This is a genomic window from Cedecea selenatireducens, from assembly GCF_042138895.1.
GTDB classification, from domain to species: domain Bacteria; phylum Pseudomonadota; class Gammaproteobacteria; order Enterobacterales; family Enterobacteriaceae; genus Cedecea; species Cedecea selenatireducens.
Window position 1 is genome coordinate 165,110 of the sequence record NZ_JBHIKW010000009.1, and the last position, 18,365, is coordinate 183,474.

Here is an 18,365-nt window from a genome sequence, read left to right on the forward strand (position 1 = left end):
TGATTAAGCGTAAGCAAAGTTATCGAGCCTGTCCAGCACAAGGCTTTATTCTGTTGACTGCGCCGAAAGTGAGAATTTATGCGGAAGATCACAAAAACTGCTACACTGCTCGCGAACGGCGCCGTGGTTTGCGCCTCCTCTCTTCGCCAGCTTAGCGCTGGCGCGTGATGTTCCCCCTGGAAACTACACCGCACATTGCGGTCAGGGCGGTTCTGGAGTTCCTATGTCTTTTGATTCTCTCGGCCTGAATGCCGATATTTTGCGTGCGGTGGAAGAGCAGGGCTATCGTGAGCCTACCCCAATCCAGCGTCAGGCAATTCCGGTAGTGTTAGCAGGCCGTGACCTGATGGCCAGTGCCCAAACCGGTACCGGCAAGACCGCAGGTTTTACCCTGCCGCTGTTACAGCGTCTGACCGACAGCGCGCCTCACCTGAAGGGCCGTCGCCCGGTGCGTGCGCTGATCCTCACCCCTACCCGCGAACTGGCGGCGCAGATTGGTGAGAACGTCCGCGACTACAGCAAATATTTGAATATCCGCTCGCTGGTTGTCTTCGGCGGCGTGAGCATTAACCCGCAGATGATGAAGCTGCGCGGTGGCGTGGATGTGCTGGTAGCGACCCCGGGTCGTCTGCTGGATCTTGAGCATCAGAACGCCGTGAAACTCGACCAAATCGAGATCCTCGTACTGGATGAAGCCGACCGCATGCTGGACATGGGCTTTATCCATGATATCCGTCGCGTGCTGGCTAAGCTGCCTGCGCGTCGCCAGAACCTGCTGTTCTCGGCAACCTTCTCCGACGACATTAAAGGCCTGGCTGAAAAGCTGCTGCATAACCCGGAAGAAGTGGAAGTGGCTCGCCGCAACACGGCTTCTGAGCAGGTCACTCAGCATGTTCACTTTGTGGATAAAAAGCGCAAGCGGGAACTGCTGTCGCAGATGATTGGCGAAGGCGACTGGCAGCAGGTGCTGGTGTTTACCCGCACCAAGCATGGCGCTAACCACCTTGCTGAGCAGCTGCAAAAAGACGGCATTACCGCGGCGGCAATCCACGGTAACAAGAGTCAGGGTGCCCGTACTCGCGCGCTGGCCGACTTCAAAAGCGGCGGCATTCGCGTCCTGGTTGCGACCGATATCGCGGCTCGCGGTCTGGATATCGAAGAGCTGCCGCACGTCGTTAACTACGAGCTGCCGAACGTCCCGGAAGACTACGTGCACCGTATTGGCCGTACCGGTCGTGCGGCGGCCACGGGCGAAGCGCTGTCTCTGGTTTGTGTCGATGAGCATAAGCTGTTGCGCGATATTGAGCGTCTACTGAAGCGTGAGATCCCACGTATGGCGCTGGAGGGATACGCGGTTGATCCGTCGATTCCAGCCGAGCCTATCGTGAACGGTCGCCAGCAGCGTGGCGGCGGCGGCGGTCGTGGTGGCCAGGGCGGTCGCGGTGGTCAAAGCCAGGGGCAGGGCCAACGTCGCAGCGGCAACGGCGGTAGCGCTAATGCCTCCGGCGATCGTAACAACGGCCCGCGTCGCAGCGGTAAACCGCAGGGCGAAGGTGCAGCGAAGCCGGCAGGTGAAAACGCCCGTCGTCGTCGTCCACCGCGTAAGCCAGCCTCGGCGCAGTAAGTTTTTTATACCCTCACCCTAACCCTCTCCCTAAAAGGGAGAGGGGATTAAAGACGTCCTGTGTTCCCCTTCGGGGCGAGGGGCTATGTTTTCCCCCTTCTCCTCTTTGGGGAGAGGGCCGGGGTGAGGGGACAACAACACAAATATTATCGGATGCGTCATGCGTGTTCTTCTTGCCCCGATGGAAGGCGTTCTCGACTCTTTAGTTCGCGAACTTCTTACCGAGGTTAACGACTACGATCTCTGTATCACCGAATTTCTTCGCGTGGTCGATCAGCTTTTACCGGCTAAATCCTTCCTCAAACTTTGCCCTGAACTTAACCATGCCAGCCGCACGCCGTCTGGAACGTTGGTCCGCGTTCAGCTGTTAGGGCAGTACCCACAGTGGCTGGCTGAGAACGCCGCTCGCGCGGTCGAGCTGGGTTCCTGGGGCGTTGACCTGAACTGTGGTTGCCCGTCTAAGCTGGTCAACGGCAGCGGCGGGGGCGCTACTCTGCTGAAAGATCCTGAACTTATTTATCGTGGGGCGAAAGCCATGCGTGAGGCCGTTCCCGCACATTTACCGGTCACGGTAAAAATTCGCCTCGGCTGGGACAGCGGCGCGCGGCAGTTTGAAATTGCCGATGCGGTGGAGCAGGCGGGGGCGACGGAGCTGGTGGTTCACGGGCGCACCAAAGAAGATGGCTATAAAGCCGAGCTTATCAACTGGGGTGCTATCGGCGAAATTCGCCAGCGGCTGTCGATTCCGGTCATCGCTAACGGTGAAATCTGGGACTGGCAAAGCGCGCAGGACTGCCTTGCGGCGACGGGGTGTGACTCTGTGATGATCGGCCGCGGGGCGTTAAATGTACCGAACCTGAGCCGCGTGATTAAATATAACGAAGCACGTATGCCGTGGGCCGACGTCGTTACGCTTTTGCAAAAATACAGCCGCCTCGAAAAACAGGGCGACACGGGTATGTACCACGTGGCGCGTATTAAGCAGTGGCTTGGCTATTTGCGTAAAGAATACGTAGAGGCAACGGAACTGTTTACGGTTATTCGTACGCTAAAAACGTCCGGAGATATCGCCCACGTGATTGGTGCGTTGAAATAAATTTTCCTATAGAACCCGTTAATTGATGCTTTAATTAATGGGCTTTTTTTTGTTGTATAACTTCCTTTCTTACATTCAATTCTGAATCGGCTTCACAAATTTCCATCTTTCTTCTTTTTAATGCTGGAGCTTATTTCAGTGAGATGACAGTATGACGGCGTAAAATAAATAAAGGATTGTTACTGTCTAACAGGCAAAACCTAAGTTTTTTCTCCGGTAGTCGGGGGCGAAACTTAGGTTTTTTTTTAACTTTTTTTTATTAAAACAAGGGACGTTTACCATGTGCTCACACACAAAAATAACAGGCGGCATGATGCTGCTGCTGAGTTTGGGAGGAATTCCAGATGCTTTAGCGGATTATTCCCACTATGACGGCGGGCTGCTCACGGACAGCCATCTCGACGCGACGTTAAAAAATGTCTGGATGCTTAACACGTCAGATGCGATGGCAGATCGGGGCATCGGGGACCAGATTGCCTGGGCTCAGGCGCTGCACCTAGACTGGCAAAGCGGCTGGCTGTGGGATCATGTTGGGGTCGATGCTTCGTGGTATGGGGTGGCTAAACTCTATGCTAACGACGCGTTCTACGGCAGGGATTTACTGCGGGATAAAAACGGTAAAGCACAGGGCTTCAATAAGCTCGGGCAACTGTACGCCAAAGCGCGCTGGGGCGATCCACAGCGCCACCTGTCGCTGTGGGCAGGCTGGCGGCAGCTCTATAAATTTGCCGCGCTAAATGTGACCCGCAGCCGCGCCGCGCCGAGTACCTGGGAAGGCGTTAGCTCTGAACTAGCCTGGGATGCCTTTGGCGCAAAGGCCGCCGTCGTTAACCGTTTTTCGGAACGAGATGAGCCGGAAAAGCGCCGTTTTAGAACCCTGAAATCCAACAAGCAAATAGACTATATCGCCACCGGAGAGCTGAGCTGGGTACCCGCTAAGGGCAGTAAAATCAGCTATATCGCCGCCGAGAGTGATAGCTATCTTCTGCGTCACGGGCTTGAGGCCAACGCTCTCGTGCCGCTGACGGATGACTTCAACCTGCTGGCAAGGAGCACCTACTATTACGCCCGTGGCCTTAGCGAATGGGAGGGTGCCCGTGGGTTTAGCCGCAGCGCACAACACCTGTTTGCACTTGTCGGCTATCAGTACGGGCGTTCTGAATCCGGGTTCGGCTGGTCGCATACCCAGGCCAGGCTGGATAATGGTTTAGGCCACTTCTATTGGCATTTTGGTAAAAATACGCGAGGTGCCTTTAATAGCAAGGCCGACGGTGAAGGTAATGACTATATCAATGACGGGGAGCAGATGCTGTATTTATACAGCCAGTATCAGATCCTGCCTGAGCTATTAGTCGGCGTGTACGGTAATTACGGCTTTGGAATGGAATATAAAGGCGTGAGTTTAAAAGAGTGGGAGTATGGCGGCTATTTTCTCTGGAATAGCCCGCAGATTAAAGGCTTGAATGTATTTGCCGGGTTCGGTCCGAGCTATAGCTGGAAATTAACCTCTGCCGGAGCGCCTTCTCTCGCCAGTGATAATAGTACTTTCCGTCGCGCGAAAGGCGTTGGGGGAAGTGTGCGCATTGAATATCGGTTTAATCTATTTTGATGACGTTATAAATAAGGAGTAAATATGAAAAAGAATATTATCGCCGGACTGGTGCTTACGTTAATGGCGGGCTCTGCCTTTGCCGCCGAGCGCCCCATGCGTATTCTGTTAGTCAATGACGATGGCTGCCAGTCGGTGGGGACAACCTCATTGCAGGAGAAACTGGCGGCGAAAGGGTATGACGTCTGGATGGTTGCCCCCGCCACTAATCAAAGCGGTATTGGCTCGGCCATTACCTTCAAGCCGAATAAAATTTTCGACGTCAAAAAGGTCGCTGATAAGCGCTACTGCTTCCCGGGTACGCCGGCAGACTCCCTTGATTTTGGCGTGCTGGGCGTGATGAAAGAGACGCCTCCTGACCTGGTTATCTCCGGCGTAAATGATGGGCCAAATACCGGCGTCGCGCAGCTTAATTCGGGCACGATTGGTGCTGCCGCTCGTGCTGTTCGTTACGGCTACCCGTCTATTGCCGCCAGCATTGGCTATATTCTCAGCGAGCAGGAGATGAAGGCTGGTTGGCCAAGTACCCATAAGTACTGGCCGGATTCCGTCGATTACGTCGCCGGGCTGGTGGATACGCTGGCAAAAACCTGGCAGCCGGGCAAGCCGGTTCTGCCCGCTGGGTCAGGTTTAAGCATCAACTATCCGCCGCTGGAAAAGAAGGCCGTTAAGGGCGTGAAATTTGTTGAGAACGAGCGTAACCCGGTGCCGCAGCACTATTACAAGCTGCTCCCGGACGGCAAAGCTCAGCAAATCATGAGTGAAAAAGTGCTGACGCCGGTGGACACTGACACCGATACCGGCTGGCTGAACCGCGGGTACATCACCTGGACCGTTTTTGACGGAGAGTGGAACGCCCCGCAGTTTGACGAACAGTACCGCAAGCTGTTTTCCGTGGAGGCTGAAGCCAAATAGCAACCCGGTGCCGCGATCGTTATCACGCTTTTCGCCCTGCGCGCTTGAGCGATATATTCTCCGTGATAGAGTGCGGAAGTTGGATTGTTACTGCGCTTAGCAGGCAAAACCTGATTATCTGGCTCTGCCAGAGGTCAGGTTTTTTTGTTTCTGGGGTAACCATGGAAATTGCCAAGATACTGAACAACAACGTAGTGGTTATCCTCGACGAGCACCAGCGCGAGCAGGTGGTAATGGGAAAGGGGCTGGGGTTTCAAAAGCAGCCGGGCGATAGCCTCGACCGCAGCAAGATAGAAAAGGTTTTTGCCCTGCAAAGCGATGAGCTGGTGGCGCGGTTAAGTGAACTGTTGAACCAGATCCCGCTGGAGGTGATGACCGCCTGCGACAGGATTATTCAACTGGCGCGTGAGCGGCTCGGCAAGCTGCAGGAAAGTCTCTACATTTCGCTCACCGACCACTGCCACTTTGCGATTGAGCGTCAGAAAAAGGGCATGGCCATTCGCAACGTGCTGCTCTGGGAGATCAAGCGCCTTTATCCCAGGGAGTTTTCCCTGGGCGTTGAGGCGCTTGGCATTATCGACCAGCGCCTTGGCGTGCGGCTGGCGGAAGACGAGGCAGGGTTTATTGCGCTGCACCTGGTGACCGCCCAGCTTGCAGGGGAGATGCCGGAGGTCATGGACGTTACTCGCGTGATGCAGGAAATCCTGCATATCGTGAAGTACCAGCTGCAAATTGAGTACCAGGAAGAGAGCCTGAGCTACCAGCGTTTCGTGACGCATTTGAAGTTTTTTGCCCAAAGAATGCTAAATCGTACCACCGTCGCGGATGACGACGAAACGCTGCACGTGGCGGTGAAAGAGAACTATCCGCTGGCGTGGCGCTGTGCGGAGAAACTTCAGCGCCACCTGGCCAAAAGCTATCAGCGTGAGCTGACCAACGAAGAAATAATGTTCCTCGCCATTCATATCGAGCGGGTACGTAAAGAGAGCCAAAAGGCTTAAACAACAAGACGGATTGTTACTGCTTCGGCAGGCAAAACCTGAGCATTAGCTTCCCTGCGGGGCGGCCGGCTCAGGTTTTTTTTTAACCTTACTCAGCACATTTCGCCTGCGGGCGTGACGTAAAAGGAAAGCGGTTATGGACTATCAAGGGCTGGCGCAGGACATTCTGAAGCATGTCGGCGGGAAGGCGAACATCGTTAGCCTGGTGCACTGTGCGACCAGGCTGCGCTTTAAGCTGAAAGACAACGCCCTCGCGGACGCCGGGCTAAAGAATAATCCCGGCGTTATCATGGTAGTGGAGAGCGGTGGGCAATTTCAGGTGGTGATTGGCAACCACGTGCACGATGTTTATTCGGCAGTGTGTCTGGCTGCGGGCATCAATGAAGACGCCTCGCCACAGGAAAGCAAAGGGGAAAAAAACAATCCTTTGAACCGGCTGATCGACATTGTTTCGGCTATTTTTACACCTTTCCTTGGCGTTATGGCCGCCTCCGGTATTCTCAAGGGGATGCTGTCGCTTAGCGTCGTTTGTGGCTGGCTGAATACCGAATCCGCTACCTATAAAATCTGGTTTGCGGCCAGTGATTCGCTGTTTTATTTCTTCCCGTTGGTTCTGGGCTACACGGCCGGGAAAAAATTTGGCGGCAGCCCGTTCCTGACCATGGCCATAGGCGGGGCTTTAACGCACCCTCTGATTACTCAGGCTTTTGAAGCCGCATCCCAGCCGGAACGTTTTCTTGGTATTCCGGTGACCTTTATCAACTACAGCTCGTCTGTCATCCCGATTATCTTTGCCGCCTGGGCCAGCTGCTGGCTCGAAAAGCGCTGCAATAAGGTATTCCCGGCGGCGATGAAGAATTTTTTCACCCCTCTGGTCTGCCTGGGCGTCGTGGTTCCGCTTACGTTTCTGGTGATTGGCCCGGCGGCAACCTGGCTTAGCCAGATGCTGGCACACGGCTATCAGGCTATTTACGCCTTTGCACCGTGGCTGGCGGGAACCGTGATGGGGGCTATCTGGCAGATCTGCGTGATCTTCGGCCTGCACTGGGGGCTGGTGCCCATCATGATCAACAACCTCAGCGTGCTGGGTCACGACACGCTGATGCCGCTCCTGCTTCCGGCGGTGATGGGGCAGGTGGGGGCCACGCTCGGGGTCTTCCTCTCCACGCGAGACGCCAAACTTAAAGTGCTGTCCGGCTCGGCGGTCACCGCCGGGCTCTTTGGCATAACAGAACCCGCTGTATATGGCGTGACGTTGCCCAATCGCCGCCCCTTCATTTTTGGCTGTATTGCGGGGGGCATCGGCGGGGCTATCGTCGGCTTTAGCCAGAGCAACCTCTACTCCTTCGGGCTGGCGAGCATTTTCAGCCTGGCGCAAATGCTGCCTCCTGGCGGCATGGACAGCACCGTCTGGGGCGCGATTATCGGTACCGTACTGTCGCTGGTGCTGGCCTGCGGGTTGACCTGGGCCTTTGGCCTGCCGCGCAGCGTGCAGTCCGCTTCATTACCAACGGCCATAGCCGGAGATGACAGCATTCTGGCCCCGATGAGCGGCACCGTGCTGGAGATGGACCAGGTCCCTGACGCCACTTTTGCCGGGGGATTGTTAGGCAAGGGCGCGGCCATTATTCCGCTGAACAATGAAGTCCGCGCGCCGTTTTACGGTGAGGTTGCCTCGCTGTTCCAGACTCGCCACGCCATTGGCCTGCTGAGCGACAGCGGTATCGAAGTTTTAATCCACGTTGGTATCGACACGGTGAAGCTGGATGGACAGCACTTCACCGCACACGTCCAGCCGGGGGACAAAATTAAACCCGGCGATCTGCTGATTGAATTCGACCGCGAGGCGATCCTTGCCGCCGGGTACGATCTCGCCACGCCGATAATCGTCAGCAATAGCGATGATTACCAGGGTGTGACGCGCGTGGCGCAGCAGTCCACCCTCAATTCAGGTATGCCGTTCCTGACGGTAGAACGTTAAGCAAAGGAGAATGATATGACAGCATTTCCGAAGACATTTCTGTGGGGCGGCGCTATTGCCGCCAATCAGGTCGAAGGCGCGTGGCAGGAGGACGGGAAGGGCATTTCTACCTCGGACGTCATGCAGCAGGGGGTTTTTGGCGCGCAGAAGGAGCGCGTGCCGGGGGATAGCGGGATCAAAGACATCGCCATCGATTTCTACCATCGTTACCCGCAGGATGTTGCGCTGTTTGCCGAAATGGGGTTCAGCTGCCTGCGAATTTCTATCGCCTGGACGCGTATCTTCCCGCAGGGCGACGAGCTTGAGCCGAACGAGGCCGGGCTGGCGTTTTACGACAAGCTGTTTGATGAGCTGGCGCAGCACGGCATTCAGCCGATGGTGACCTTGTCCCACTACGAAATGCCGTGGGGCCTGGTTAAGCAATACGGTGGCTGGGGCAATCGCAAAGTTATTGACTGCTTCGAACGCTATGCGCGCTGCGTTTTCAGCCGCTATCAGCACAAGGTAAAGCTGTGGCTGACGTTCAATGAGATCAACATGTCGCTGCACGCGCCGCTGACCGGCGTCGGGCTTGAAGGCGAGCCGGAGAAAGGCGCAGTTTACCAGGCTATTCATCACCAGCTGGTTGCCAGCAGCCTGGCGGTTAAGGCCTGCCATGAAATCATTCCTGACGCAAAAATTGGCAATATGCTGCTGGGTGGCCTGATGTACCCGCTCACCTGCAAGCCAGACGACGTGCTGGAAACGCTGCAGGAAAACCGTAGCTGGTTATTCTTCGGCGACGTTCAGTGCCGGGGCTGCTATCCGGGCTATATGCTGCGCTATTTCCGTGATAACGGCATTCAGCTTGAAATCAGCGAGAACGATCGTGAGATCCTGAAAAATACCGTCGACTTTATCTCGTTTAGCTACTACATGACCGGCTGCGTCACGGCGGATGAAGAGCTTAACGCAAAGGCGCGAGGCAACATTCTCAGCATGGTGCCGAACCCGCATCTGGCAAGCTCCGAGTGGGGCTGGCAGATTGATCCGGTAGGGCTACGCATTTTGCTCAACACGCTGTGGGATCGCTATCAGAAGCCGCTGTTTATCGTTGAAAACGGCCTGGGGGCGAAAGACAAACCCGAAGCCGACGGTACGATCAACGATGACTATCGCATCAGCTATCTGAACGACCATCTGGTGCAGGTGGGCGAGGCAATTGAGGACGGTGTAGAAATGCTGGGTTACACCAGCTGGGGGCCTATCGACCTGGTCAGCGCCTCGAAGGCCGAGCTATCGAAGCGCTACGGGTTTATCTATGTGGACCGTGATGACCAGGGAAATGGCTCGCTGGCGCGTTCAAGAAAGAAAAGCTTCCACTGGTACAAAGAGGTTATTGCCACCAACGGCGGCAGCCTCAAGCGCTAAGTCGTAACCACAGGAGGGAAAATACTTTTTCCCTCTTCATCTTGGCCTCTGTCAGGCCACGTTCACCAGCCGCTGAATAAACCCGCGCAGCCACATCAGCGCGGCGTCGCTGTTATGGCGCTGATGCCAGAGCAGAGCGACCTCAAACGGCGGTATTTCAACGGGAACCGGGCTGGCAGTCAGCCCCCAGGTTTTCTGCCAGCTCTCTGACAGCCCCGCAGGCACCGTTGCCAGCGCGGGCATTTGCATCAGCAGGCCCGGCAGCGCGGCAAAATGCGGCGTAGTGTAGCTGACGTGGCGCGTCTGCCCGAGCTTCGCCAGCAGAGTGTCTATCTGGCTGCTGTTGGCTTCGCGATAGCTGACCAGCACGTGCTGATGGGCTACGTACTCTTCCAGCGACAGCGAAGCGCTGGCCTCTACTTGCTGCGGTTGCCAGAGCGTCACAAAACCCATGCTGGTCAGCACCTCCCGCTCCAGCCAGCGGGCGCTTTGATTCGCCACGCTTATCGCCATATCCAGCTCGCCGCCTTCCAGCCTTTGAGCATCGGTAAACGGATCGCTTGCCACGACGTTAATGCGCATGCCCGGCGCATCCTGTTTCAGCGCGGGGATGAGTTTTGGCATCAGCCACATTTCAACCCAGTCGGTCATGCCGATGGTGACGGTGGCTTTGGCGCTGGCCGGGCAGAATTCCGCCTGCTGGAAAAGGGCACTTTGCAGCTGCTCCAGCAGGGGCATAAGTTCGGTGTGCAGTTCGCTTGCGCGGGCGGTGGGCTGCATGCGGTGGCCGCTGCGGATAAACAGCGGGTCGTCGAACATATCACGCAGCCTTGCCAGCGCGCCGCTCACTGCGGGCTGCCCGAGGTGCAGCTTGTCGGCCGCCAGCGACACGCTTTGCTCGCGGAACAGCACCGCAAAAGCGATCAGCAAATTAAGATCGATTTTGCGGAAATCATTTTCTTTGATAGTCATTATTTCTCCAATCAATTGGCGTGATGATACGCCCGACGGGATACTGACGGCAAGTAGGCTGGGGGCGTTGAGGCTATCTCTTATACACATTTTCCTTTCAAATTCTCCAGGAGATATCTTTCGCTCCGCAGTTATTCCATTCCCCTGTACATTTGTTTCCCCTGCACGCTCGGAGCACGGTGAACCCGCCGCGATGATCGCCGGGAACAAATATTCCCTCACCCCAGCCCTCTCCCAGAGGGAGAGGGGGAAAACAGACGATGGGGTACATTATTTATTCCCTCTCCCTTCCAGGGAGAGGGTTAGGGTGAGGGTAAAAATAAGAAGCGAGGCCAGGGTCCGGCCGTCGGGAACGCGCCTCAGCGGTCGATTTATTTCGCCGGGAGTCCGGGGTCTCGGGGGAATGACGGTGATTCTCCCGAGACGTTCACAGGTGTGGTGGCTGCATATAAAACAGGGCTGGAAGTGAACGGAAGTTGAGCCGATCCTTCATAGGCTGTATTTGTGACTAAGGGGCAACTCGCTGAGAGAAGGGATGCAGCAAAGGCGCCACAAACCGTGGCGCCCGCGCTTTTAAAAGATCATTTTGAATACGCCGGTCACCACCAGCAGCCCAATGAGGAAGATGATCAGAATGGCCCATAAAATAATTTTCATTAGCGCTCCTTACCTTTTTGTTTGGTCTTTATGAGTATAGGCAAGGATACGAAGACGGGGGGAGTTGCCTCCCCGTAAACGGAATAATGAAGAAAAAAGCGGTGTTGCTGCGGACTAGCGCTGAGGTTTACCGGCCGCGAGCAGGAAGATCATTGGCCGTTCGGCCTCTTCTGCCAGGGCGGGATTAAGGGCTATTTGCTCGGCTTCCGGGCCCCATTCGTCCAGTTTTTCAAGTACAAAGCCGCTCTCAATCAGGGCATTTATCCAGCTGGCCAGTTTGCGATGCTGTTTTTTAACGCCTTCGGCAAACCAGTTGCTGATGCGTACGCCTTCCTGCTGATAATGATTTACCGGCCAGCTGCGCTGCCCCGCCTGATCCTTAAGCCAGGCCTGCTCCAGCGGCGCGGTATAGATCGGGTGTTCGGCGGTAAAGACTAGCTTGCCGCCCGGCACCAGCGCCTGGTAAAGCGTGGCGAACAGCGGGCGAATATCCTCCAGATAGTGAAGCGCCAGCGAGCTGTAGGCTAAATCGAGGCTGTCCGCCGGAAGCTGTAGCGTGGCAAGATCTTCCTGCCGGTACTCAATGCCCGCCCCTTCGGTCATTTCACGGGCTTTCGCCAGCATGAGGGAGGAAACATCCAGCCCGACCGTTTTTGCTGCACCAGCATCACGCGCGTAGCGGCAGAACCAGCCGTAGCCGCAGCCCAAATCCAGCACCTGTTTGCCCGCCAGCGGCGGCAGCATAGCCTGAACTTTTGCCCACTCAGGCGCGCCATCCAGACCCTTCATTGAGCGGTCCAGCGTGGCATAACCGGCAAAAAATGCCGGATCGTCATAGATATTTTGCGTCATAAATCCTCTGCATTAATGAGGCCATCATTGGCCAGCAGGAATTTTAGACGCTACGCCGCCGGAAAGAAAACCGGCTCCGGCGGCAAAACAGTTAAAAACCGAAATGGCTCAGCTCAGGATGATCGTCCGGGCGGCGGCCCAGCGGCCAGAAGAAGGCGCGTTCGCTCTCTTTGATCGGCGTGTCGTTGATGCAGGCGTGGCGGTTAGTCATCAGGCCCTGCTCGTCAAATTCCCAGTTCTCGTTGCCAAAGCTGCGGAACCAGTTGCCGGAGTCGTCATGCCATTCATAGGCGAAGCGCACCGCGATACGGTTGCCGTCGTGCGCCCAGATCTCTTTGATCAGCCGGTAGTCCAGCTCACGCTGCCACTTGCGCGTTAAAAAGCCCACCACCGCCTCGCGGCCATCAACAAATTCTGCACGGTTGCGCCAGTGGGTATTCAGGGCGTAAACCTGCGAGACGCGCTCAGGGTCGCGGCTGTTCCAGGCATCTTCCGCCAGGCGAACTTTTTGTTTTGCCGTCTCAAGCGTAAACGGCGGAACCGGGGGTTTTACTGTCATGGTTTTGCTCCTGTGAATATGTAGACAGGTCTGTCTACATATCTAAACTAGCCTGGGTAGACAGATTTGTCTACATGCGTCATGATAGATTTTTAACAGGAGAGATCATGCCTACTGCGACCCCCGGCGCGCGCGACCGTATTTTGCAAACCGCGCACGATTTGTTTTACCGCGACGGCATTCGCGCCACCGGTATCGACCGAATCATCAAAGAAGCCAGCGTCACCAAAGTGACCTTCTACCGGCATTTTCCGGCAAAAGATGACCTGATCCGCGCCTTTCTGGATTATCGGCATCAACGCTGGATGGCGTGGTTTAGCCGCACGCTGGAAGCACAAACTGGCGAAGGGAAAGGGCTGGCTGAGGCGTTAGCGGCCACTTTGCAGAACTGGTTTGAGGACGAGGCGTTTCGCGGCTGCGCGTTTATCAACTCGGCGGTAGAAATGGCAGAGGCGCTGCCGGAAACTCTGCCGATAGCCCGCGCCCACAAGCAGGCGATGGTGCAATACCTGGCTGACTATTTGCCCGATAGCGCAGGCGGCAGGCAGCAGGCAGCAATGTTGGCGTTGGTGATTGACGGGGCGATAGTCAAAGCCCAGCGCGACGGCAGCGGCGAAGAAGCTCTAAGGCTGCTGCGGGGGTGGCTTGCGTTGCTGCCCGTGGCGGAAGATTAATCGTCTTTTTGCCGGTGCTTAAACCACAGCCGGACGCCCACAACCAGCACCACCGCCACAATAAGCCAAATCCAGTGGCGCAGATGAGTATCCAGGCTGTGCAGCCACGGGCCGACCACTTCGCCGCCGAGGTAGCCGAGCGTCGTAAATAGCGTGGCCCAGAGGATGGCGCCGCAGATATTCAGCGGGATAAACAGTTTTGGCGGCAGCTTGCTGGCGCCGATGATAATCGGCCCGACGATGCGAAAGCCGTACATAAAGCGGCTACCTATCACGAACAGATAAGGATGGCGGTTGATCAGCGCCTGCGCTTTGGAAATTTTCTTGTGATGTTTTTTAAAGCGAGCCAGCAGGGCGCTGCCAAAATGCCTGCCCACCAGAAACAGAACCTGATCGCCAATCATGCCGCCCAGCGCGACGGACGCCACCACCAGAGGGAACGTCAGGAGCCCCTGATGCGCGGCCACGCCGCCTAGCAGGGTAATGGTTTCACCTTCCGCCATGCTGCCGATAATCAGCGCGGCATAGCCATACTGTTCTATTAAGCCATTGATATCCATTAAGCAGGACTCTCCTCCATGTATACCCGTCATACTTCAAGTTGCAGGTGCGTTGGCTGCTCCCGCTCACCTCAGTCACATAGTTAGCTATGCTCCTGAGGATTCCCGGCCTTGCCGTCTTCCTGCAACTCGAATTATTTAGGGTATGAAATTTTCCCTCAAGCATACAACTCATCGCCGCCTGTCTGCACAGAATCAGAGATATTTTTTGGCTGGTTAAATAATAACCTGAAGGTGAATTATACTTGGTGTATCGCAAGCATTTGCGCCGCAGGTCCGGAGGTTGTATGAGCCATGTCTGGGGATTGTTTTCCCATCCTAATCGGGAAATGCAGGAAATCAGGCGCGAGAACGAGTCCGTCTCGCATCACTACACACACCATGTGCTGTTGATGGCGGCCATTCCCGTCATCTGCGCGTTTATCGGCACCACGCAAATCGGCTGGAATTTCGGGGACGGCACCTACGTTCAGCTCTCTATGTTTACCGGCTTGTATCTGGGTATTCTCTTCTACGCCCTGATGCTTGTCGGTGTCGCGGTAATGGGCCGGGTTATGTGGTGGATGGCGCGTAACTACCCGCAGCGTCCGTCGCTTGCCCGCTGTATGGTCTTTGCCGGCTATGTCGCTACGCCGCTGTTCTTAAGCGGGATAGTGGCGCTTTATCCGTTGGTCTGGCTGTGCGTAGCGGTAGGCGCCATCGCACTGGTTTACACCGGCTATCTGCTCTACGTCGGCGTGCCGGACTTCCTTGGCATCGACAAAGAAGAGGGGATGAGTTTTTCCAGTTCAACCCTGGCGATTGGCGTGCTGGTGCTGGAAGTGCTGCTGGCCGTCGCGGTTATCCTGTGGGGTTACGGCTATCGCCTGTTCTGACGGGGCGAATTATCGGAAAGTTTTGATATAACGTTACGATTCTTAACTGGCAGTAAAGCGGGGCGCCGGAGTATGATTCCGGCGCCCCGCATGTTTATATTATTCAGATGAATGCCTGCGGTGAGCCTATACTTTTCCGGAATCATTACAGAAGTGTCACCATGCCGACAAAAATCCGTTTATCGTTGTTCAGCCTTGCGCTGATGATGACTGTGCCTTTTGCCCCGCAGGCAGAAGCCAGCAAGGTCGCCACCCACGCGGCCAGCGCCGGCCAGGAGATAGCCTCCGGCAGCGCCATGATTGTCGATTTGCAAACCAATAAAATTCTTTATTCCAGCCATCCGGATCTGGTTCGCCCCATCGCCTCTATCACCAAGCTGATGACCGCGATGGTGGTGCTGGACGCCCATCTGCCGATGGATGAAATGCTGAAAGTGGACATCAGCCATACGCCGGAAATGAAGGGTATTTACTCCCGCGTTCGCCTGAACAGCGAAATCAGCCGCAGAAACATGATGCTGCTGGCGCTGATGTCCTCGGAAAACCGCGCGGCGGCGAGCCTGGCTCACCACTACCCTGGCGGCTACGAGGCGTTTATCCGCGCGATGAATGCTAAGGCGAAGTCGCTGGGAATGACCCATACCCGCTACGTCGAGCCAACCGGCCTGTCGATTGAGAACGTCTCCACCGCGAACGATCTGACCAAACTGCTGGTGGCGACGCAGAAATACCCTCTGCTGGGTCAGCTCAGCACCACGCATGAGGATATGGCAACCTTCCGCAACCCGGCCTATACCCTGCCGTTTCGCAACACCAACCATCTGGTGTACCGCGAAAACTGGAATATCCAGCTCACCAAAACCGGCTTCACCAACAACGCGGGCCACTGCCTGGTGATGCGCACCGTGATTAACGGTCGCCCGGTCGCGCTGGTGGTGCTGGATGCCTTCGGGAAATACACCCACTTCGCCGACGCTAACCGCCTGCGCAACTGGATGGAAACCGGCAAAGTGACTCCTGTTCCGGCGGCGGCATTAAGCTATAAGCGCTCTAAAGCGGCGCAAATAGCGAACAACACCGCGGCAGGATCGGAAGAAGAGTAATCAGTCCGGCAGCGTCCCGTCTCCACCGTTGAGGGGGCGCTGCATCATTAAAGTATCCCGCCAGTCGCCCAGCTTAAACCCCACGCTACGCAGCCGCCCGACGGTTTCAAACCCGTGCTGGCTATGTAATTTGCACGAGCCCGTATTGTTATCCCCGTCGCCAATCACCGCGATCATCTGCCGCCACGGCCCCTTTTCGCACAGGGTAATGAGCTCGCTCAGCAGGGCTTTGCCGATGCCGCGCCCGGTCATGCTGGCGTCGATATAGACCGAATCTTCTATCGTGTAGCGATAGCCGGGGCGAGGGCGGTAAACCGTGGCGTAGCAGTAGCCCACGATTTGCTCGTCAATCATCGCGACCAGCCACGGCAGGCCGTGAGCGCGAACCGCCGCCAGGCGCCCGGTCATCTGCTGTTCGTCAGGTGGGATCTCTTCAAACGATCCTTTGCCGTTCAGCACGTGCCAGGCATAAATCGTTTTAATGGCAGGAATATCGTCGGGCGTTGCTTCCCTGATGTGGACTGAAGGGAAAGGCAACGTTTCTACTGCGGACATCTTTCGCTCCTTAGGCAGAAAAAAGGGTGAAGATAGTCTTCACCCCGCCTCATTAATCTATGCCCAAAAAAGCGTGAAACATAGATTGCCCGTCATAGGAGAAACTTATCTCCGTCAGCCGTGCTCCTGAGCGCCGTCGTCTTCGGCCCAGCCTTTACGCCGGGTCGTTTTACCAATCCCCGGATTCATGCTGTTGGTCGGGTCGTTGGCCTTGTAGAACTGCTTCAGCGTGTCCGGTGCTTTGTAGAGATGGCCGACGTTATGCTCAGCCGGGTACTGCGCGCCGCGTTCATGCAGCAGCGCCAGCATCTGCTCTTTCAGCTCATGCACGTCCACGCCTTTTTTGACGATGTAATCCTGGTGGAAAACATGGCACATAAAGTGGCCGTAATAGAGGCGATGGATAAGCTTATCGCCGATTTCCGGCGGCAGCTCTTCGAACCAGTTATCGTCGTTTCGGCGCAGGGCGATATCCAGCGCCAGAATATCTTCCACCTCATCCGCATGCACGGCGTGATAGCGAATCGCGGCTCCGGCGGCGGCAAAGCGGTGCAGGAAGGCTTTGCTGCCTTCTTCTGCGGTGCAGACGAAGAAATCACCCTCGGCGGTTTTAAAGTACTCGCTCAGCCAGGCTTTGGCCTCGTCAATGCCATCTCCGGCCATTTTCAGCAACAGATGGTGAGGATATTTATCGCGCCAGGTTTTCATCCGCTCCGGGAGGTGAGCCGGGAAAACGCCGCCGAGCTTCTGCATAAAGCGGTCGGTAAAGTGCGGCTTAAACAGCGGCACCTTGTCCAGCATCGCGTCGGTGCGCCCCTTCATGGTGAAGAAGAACGGCATTTTGTCGGTGCCGAGCTTGTCGATCATCAGGAACGTATCTTTGCCGTATTTTTCAGCGATGTCGTAAATGTCGCGGTGCATGTACTCCCCGGCGACCGGCAGGTTTTCGAAGTTGGCCAGAATATGGCGACGAATTTCGGTCAGCACATCAGGCTGGTTTGTGCCGATGTAAAACACCTGCTGGCGCTTTTCCGCCGGGAAGGTGTCGAGGCGTACCGCAAAGACAGCCAGCTTGCCCGCGCAGCCGGAAGATTCAAACAGGCGATCCGGATCAGCGTTGTAGCGCGCAGGCGTGTTGGCCTCAACGTCGCGCACTCGGGTCACGTAATCGTGATCGTGCGCGTGACGGCCGTCGTGCTGCACGTCGCTGTCTTTCACGCGTTCGTCGTCCAGCGTGCTGAGAATTTGCTCCGGCGTGGTGCCCAGGTTAATGCCCAGATGGTTCACCAGCTGTAGCTTGCCGCTGTCATCAATGCGGGCGAAAAGCGACATCTCGGTATAGGCCGGGCCGCGCTGCACCAGCGAACCGCCGGAGTTATTACAAATACCGCCGACAACCGACGCGCCAATACAGGAGGAGCCGATCACCGAATGCGGTTCGCGGCCCAGCGGTTTAAGCGCTTTTTCCAGCGAGTAAAGCGTGGTGCCGGGGTAGGCCAGTACCTGCTCGCCTTTATCCAGCAGGTGCAGCTTGTCGAGACGCAGCGTACTGATGATCACGATATCGCGATCGTAGTCGCTGCCGCTTGGCGTCGAGCCTTCGGTCAGGCCGGTATTGGCGGCCTGCATAATAATGATTTTATCGGCGGCGACGCAGGCGCTTAACACCCGCCACAGCTCCAGCAGGGAGCCGGGGAACACTACCGCCAGCGCTTCCCCCTGGCCGGAACGAAAGCCCTTACGGTAGCGGGCCGTTTTGGCCGGATCGGTTAAAACATGGTGCGAGCCAACGTGGCGAGAGAGTTCGTTTATCAGCGTTTTATTATCGGAATTCATCAAAACAGACATGGGTCCACTCCTTGTGGTGGCATCAAAAAGCCTGTCATTAAGCATAGCGCCGAAAAACGTGAGCGTAACGAGGA

17 protein-coding genes are annotated in these 18,365 nt (G+C 56.2%); 10 read left to right on the forward strand and 7 right to left on the reverse strand.

Features of this window, described 5'->3' with window-relative positions:
- Nucleotides 1-223: 223 nt before the first annotated feature.
- From rhlE to ACE38U_RS15930, 7 genes are all read left to right on the forward strand, one after another.
- Nucleotides 224-1,624, forward strand: coding sequence for an ATP-dependent RNA helicase RhlE (gene rhlE / locus ACE38U_RS15900; RefSeq protein WP_176983210.1), 1,401 nt, complete (start codon nucleotides 224-226; stop codon nucleotides 1,622-1,624).
- A gap of 160 nt (nucleotides 1,625-1,784) precedes the next feature.
- Nucleotides 1,785-2,720 carry a tRNA dihydrouridine(16) synthase DusC gene (dusC, locus tag ACE38U_RS15905; RefSeq protein ID WP_176983209.1) on the forward strand — a complete coding sequence of 312 codons (936 nt, stop codon included), beginning with the start codon at nucleotides 1,785-1,787 and terminating at the stop codon, nucleotides 2,718-2,720.
- Nucleotides 2,721-3,000: 280 nt separating this feature from the next.
- Complete coding sequence (locus ACE38U_RS15910) at nucleotides 3,001-4,329, forward strand: OprD family porin (protein WP_375530104.1); 1,329 nt, start codon at nucleotides 3,001-3,003, stop codon at nucleotides 4,327-4,329.
- A 24-nt stretch (nucleotides 4,330-4,353) separates the two neighbouring features.
- Nucleotides 4,354-5,244: a 5'/3'-nucleotidase SurE gene (gene surE, locus ACE38U_RS15915; protein WP_375530105.1), complete on the forward strand. Its 891-nt coding sequence runs from the start codon at nucleotides 4,354-4,356 to the stop codon at nucleotides 5,242-5,244.
- Nucleotides 5,245-5,405: 161 nt separating this feature from the next.
- Nucleotides 5,406-6,245 carry a transcriptional antiterminator BglG gene (gene bglG / locus ACE38U_RS15920; protein WP_038474413.1) on the forward strand — a complete coding sequence of 280 codons (840 nt, stop codon included), beginning with the start codon at nucleotides 5,406-5,408 and terminating at the stop codon, nucleotides 6,243-6,245.
- A gap of 136 nt (nucleotides 6,246-6,381) precedes the next feature.
- Nucleotides 6,382-8,226, forward strand: a complete 1,845-nt coding sequence (bglF, locus tag ACE38U_RS15925) for a PTS beta-glucoside transporter subunit IIABC (protein WP_038474410.1) — start codon at nucleotides 6,382-6,384, stop codon at nucleotides 8,224-8,226.
- Between the two features lie 15 nt (nucleotides 8,227-8,241).
- Nucleotides 8,242-9,636 (forward strand): glycoside hydrolase family 1 protein, encoded by a 1,395-nt coding sequence (locus ACE38U_RS15930; protein ID WP_038474407.1) that lies wholly within the window; start codon nucleotides 8,242-8,244, stop codon nucleotides 9,634-9,636.
- Between the two features lie 51 nt (nucleotides 9,637-9,687).
- On the opposite strand, the gene ACE38U_RS15935 is transcribed toward ACE38U_RS15930, so the two are convergent.
- From ACE38U_RS15935 to ACE38U_RS15950, 4 genes are all read right to left on the reverse strand, one after another.
- Nucleotides 9,688-10,608, reverse strand: a complete 921-nt coding sequence (locus ACE38U_RS15935) for a LysR family transcriptional regulator (RefSeq protein ID WP_176983205.1) — start codon at nucleotides 10,606-10,608, stop codon at nucleotides 9,688-9,690.
- A gap of 573 nt (nucleotides 10,609-11,181) precedes the next feature.
- On the reverse strand, nucleotides 11,182-11,265 hold the full coding sequence (gene yohP / locus ACE38U_RS15940; RefSeq protein ID WP_008456306.1) for a small membrane protein YohP: 84 nt from the start codon (nucleotides 11,263-11,265) through the stop codon (nucleotides 11,182-11,184).
- A 114-nt stretch (nucleotides 11,266-11,379) separates the two neighbouring features.
- A complete protein-coding gene (locus tag ACE38U_RS15945) occupies nucleotides 11,380-12,117 on the reverse strand; it encodes a class I SAM-dependent methyltransferase (protein ID WP_375530106.1) in 738 nt (245 codons plus the stop codon).
- A 91-nt stretch (nucleotides 12,118-12,208) separates the two neighbouring features.
- Nucleotides 12,209-12,676, reverse strand: a complete 468-nt coding sequence (locus ACE38U_RS15950; protein WP_176982155.1) for a nuclear transport factor 2 family protein — start codon at nucleotides 12,674-12,676, stop codon at nucleotides 12,209-12,211.
- A 107-nt stretch (nucleotides 12,677-12,783) separates the two neighbouring features.
- On the opposite strand from ACE38U_RS15950, the gene ACE38U_RS15955 reads away from it, so the two are divergent.
- Nucleotides 12,784-13,350: a TetR/AcrR family transcriptional regulator gene (locus tag ACE38U_RS15955; protein WP_375530107.1), complete on the forward strand. Its 567-nt coding sequence runs from the start codon at nucleotides 12,784-12,786 to the stop codon at nucleotides 13,348-13,350.
- On the opposite strand, the gene ACE38U_RS15960 is transcribed toward ACE38U_RS15955, so the two are convergent.
- The gene (locus ACE38U_RS15960) at nucleotides 13,347-13,910 is read right to left on the reverse strand and encodes a DedA family protein (protein ID WP_375530108.1); all 564 of its coding nucleotides are present in this window, start codon (nucleotides 13,908-13,910) and stop codon (nucleotides 13,347-13,349) included. The genes ACE38U_RS15955 and ACE38U_RS15960 overlap by 4 nt on opposite strands.
- A gap of 287 nt (nucleotides 13,911-14,197) precedes the next feature.
- Between ACE38U_RS15960 and ACE38U_RS15965 the strand changes: the two genes are divergently transcribed.
- Together ACE38U_RS15965 and pbpG are read left to right on the forward strand one after the other, a co-directional pair.
- Nucleotides 14,198-14,785 (forward strand): Yip1 family protein, encoded by a 588-nt coding sequence (locus tag ACE38U_RS15965; RefSeq protein ID WP_038474388.1) that lies wholly within the window; start codon nucleotides 14,198-14,200, stop codon nucleotides 14,783-14,785.
- A 161-nt stretch (nucleotides 14,786-14,946) separates the two neighbouring features.
- Nucleotides 14,947-15,888 carry a D-alanyl-D-alanine endopeptidase gene (gene pbpG, locus ACE38U_RS15970; protein WP_038474386.1) on the forward strand — a complete coding sequence of 314 codons (942 nt, stop codon included), beginning with the start codon at nucleotides 14,947-14,949 and terminating at the stop codon, nucleotides 15,886-15,888.
- On the opposite strand, the gene ACE38U_RS15975 is transcribed toward pbpG, so the two are convergent.
- On the reverse strand, nucleotides 15,889-16,443 hold the full coding sequence (locus ACE38U_RS15975; RefSeq protein WP_375530109.1) for a GNAT family N-acetyltransferase: 555 nt from the start codon (nucleotides 16,441-16,443) through the stop codon (nucleotides 15,889-15,891).
- Between the two features lie 114 nt (nucleotides 16,444-16,557).
- Nucleotides 16,558-18,291 carry a D-lactate dehydrogenase gene (gene dld, locus ACE38U_RS15980; RefSeq protein ID WP_375530110.1) on the reverse strand — a complete coding sequence of 578 codons (1,734 nt, stop codon included), beginning with the start codon at nucleotides 18,289-18,291 and terminating at the stop codon, nucleotides 16,558-16,560.
- Between the last annotated feature and the right edge of the window lie 74 nt (nucleotides 18,292-18,365).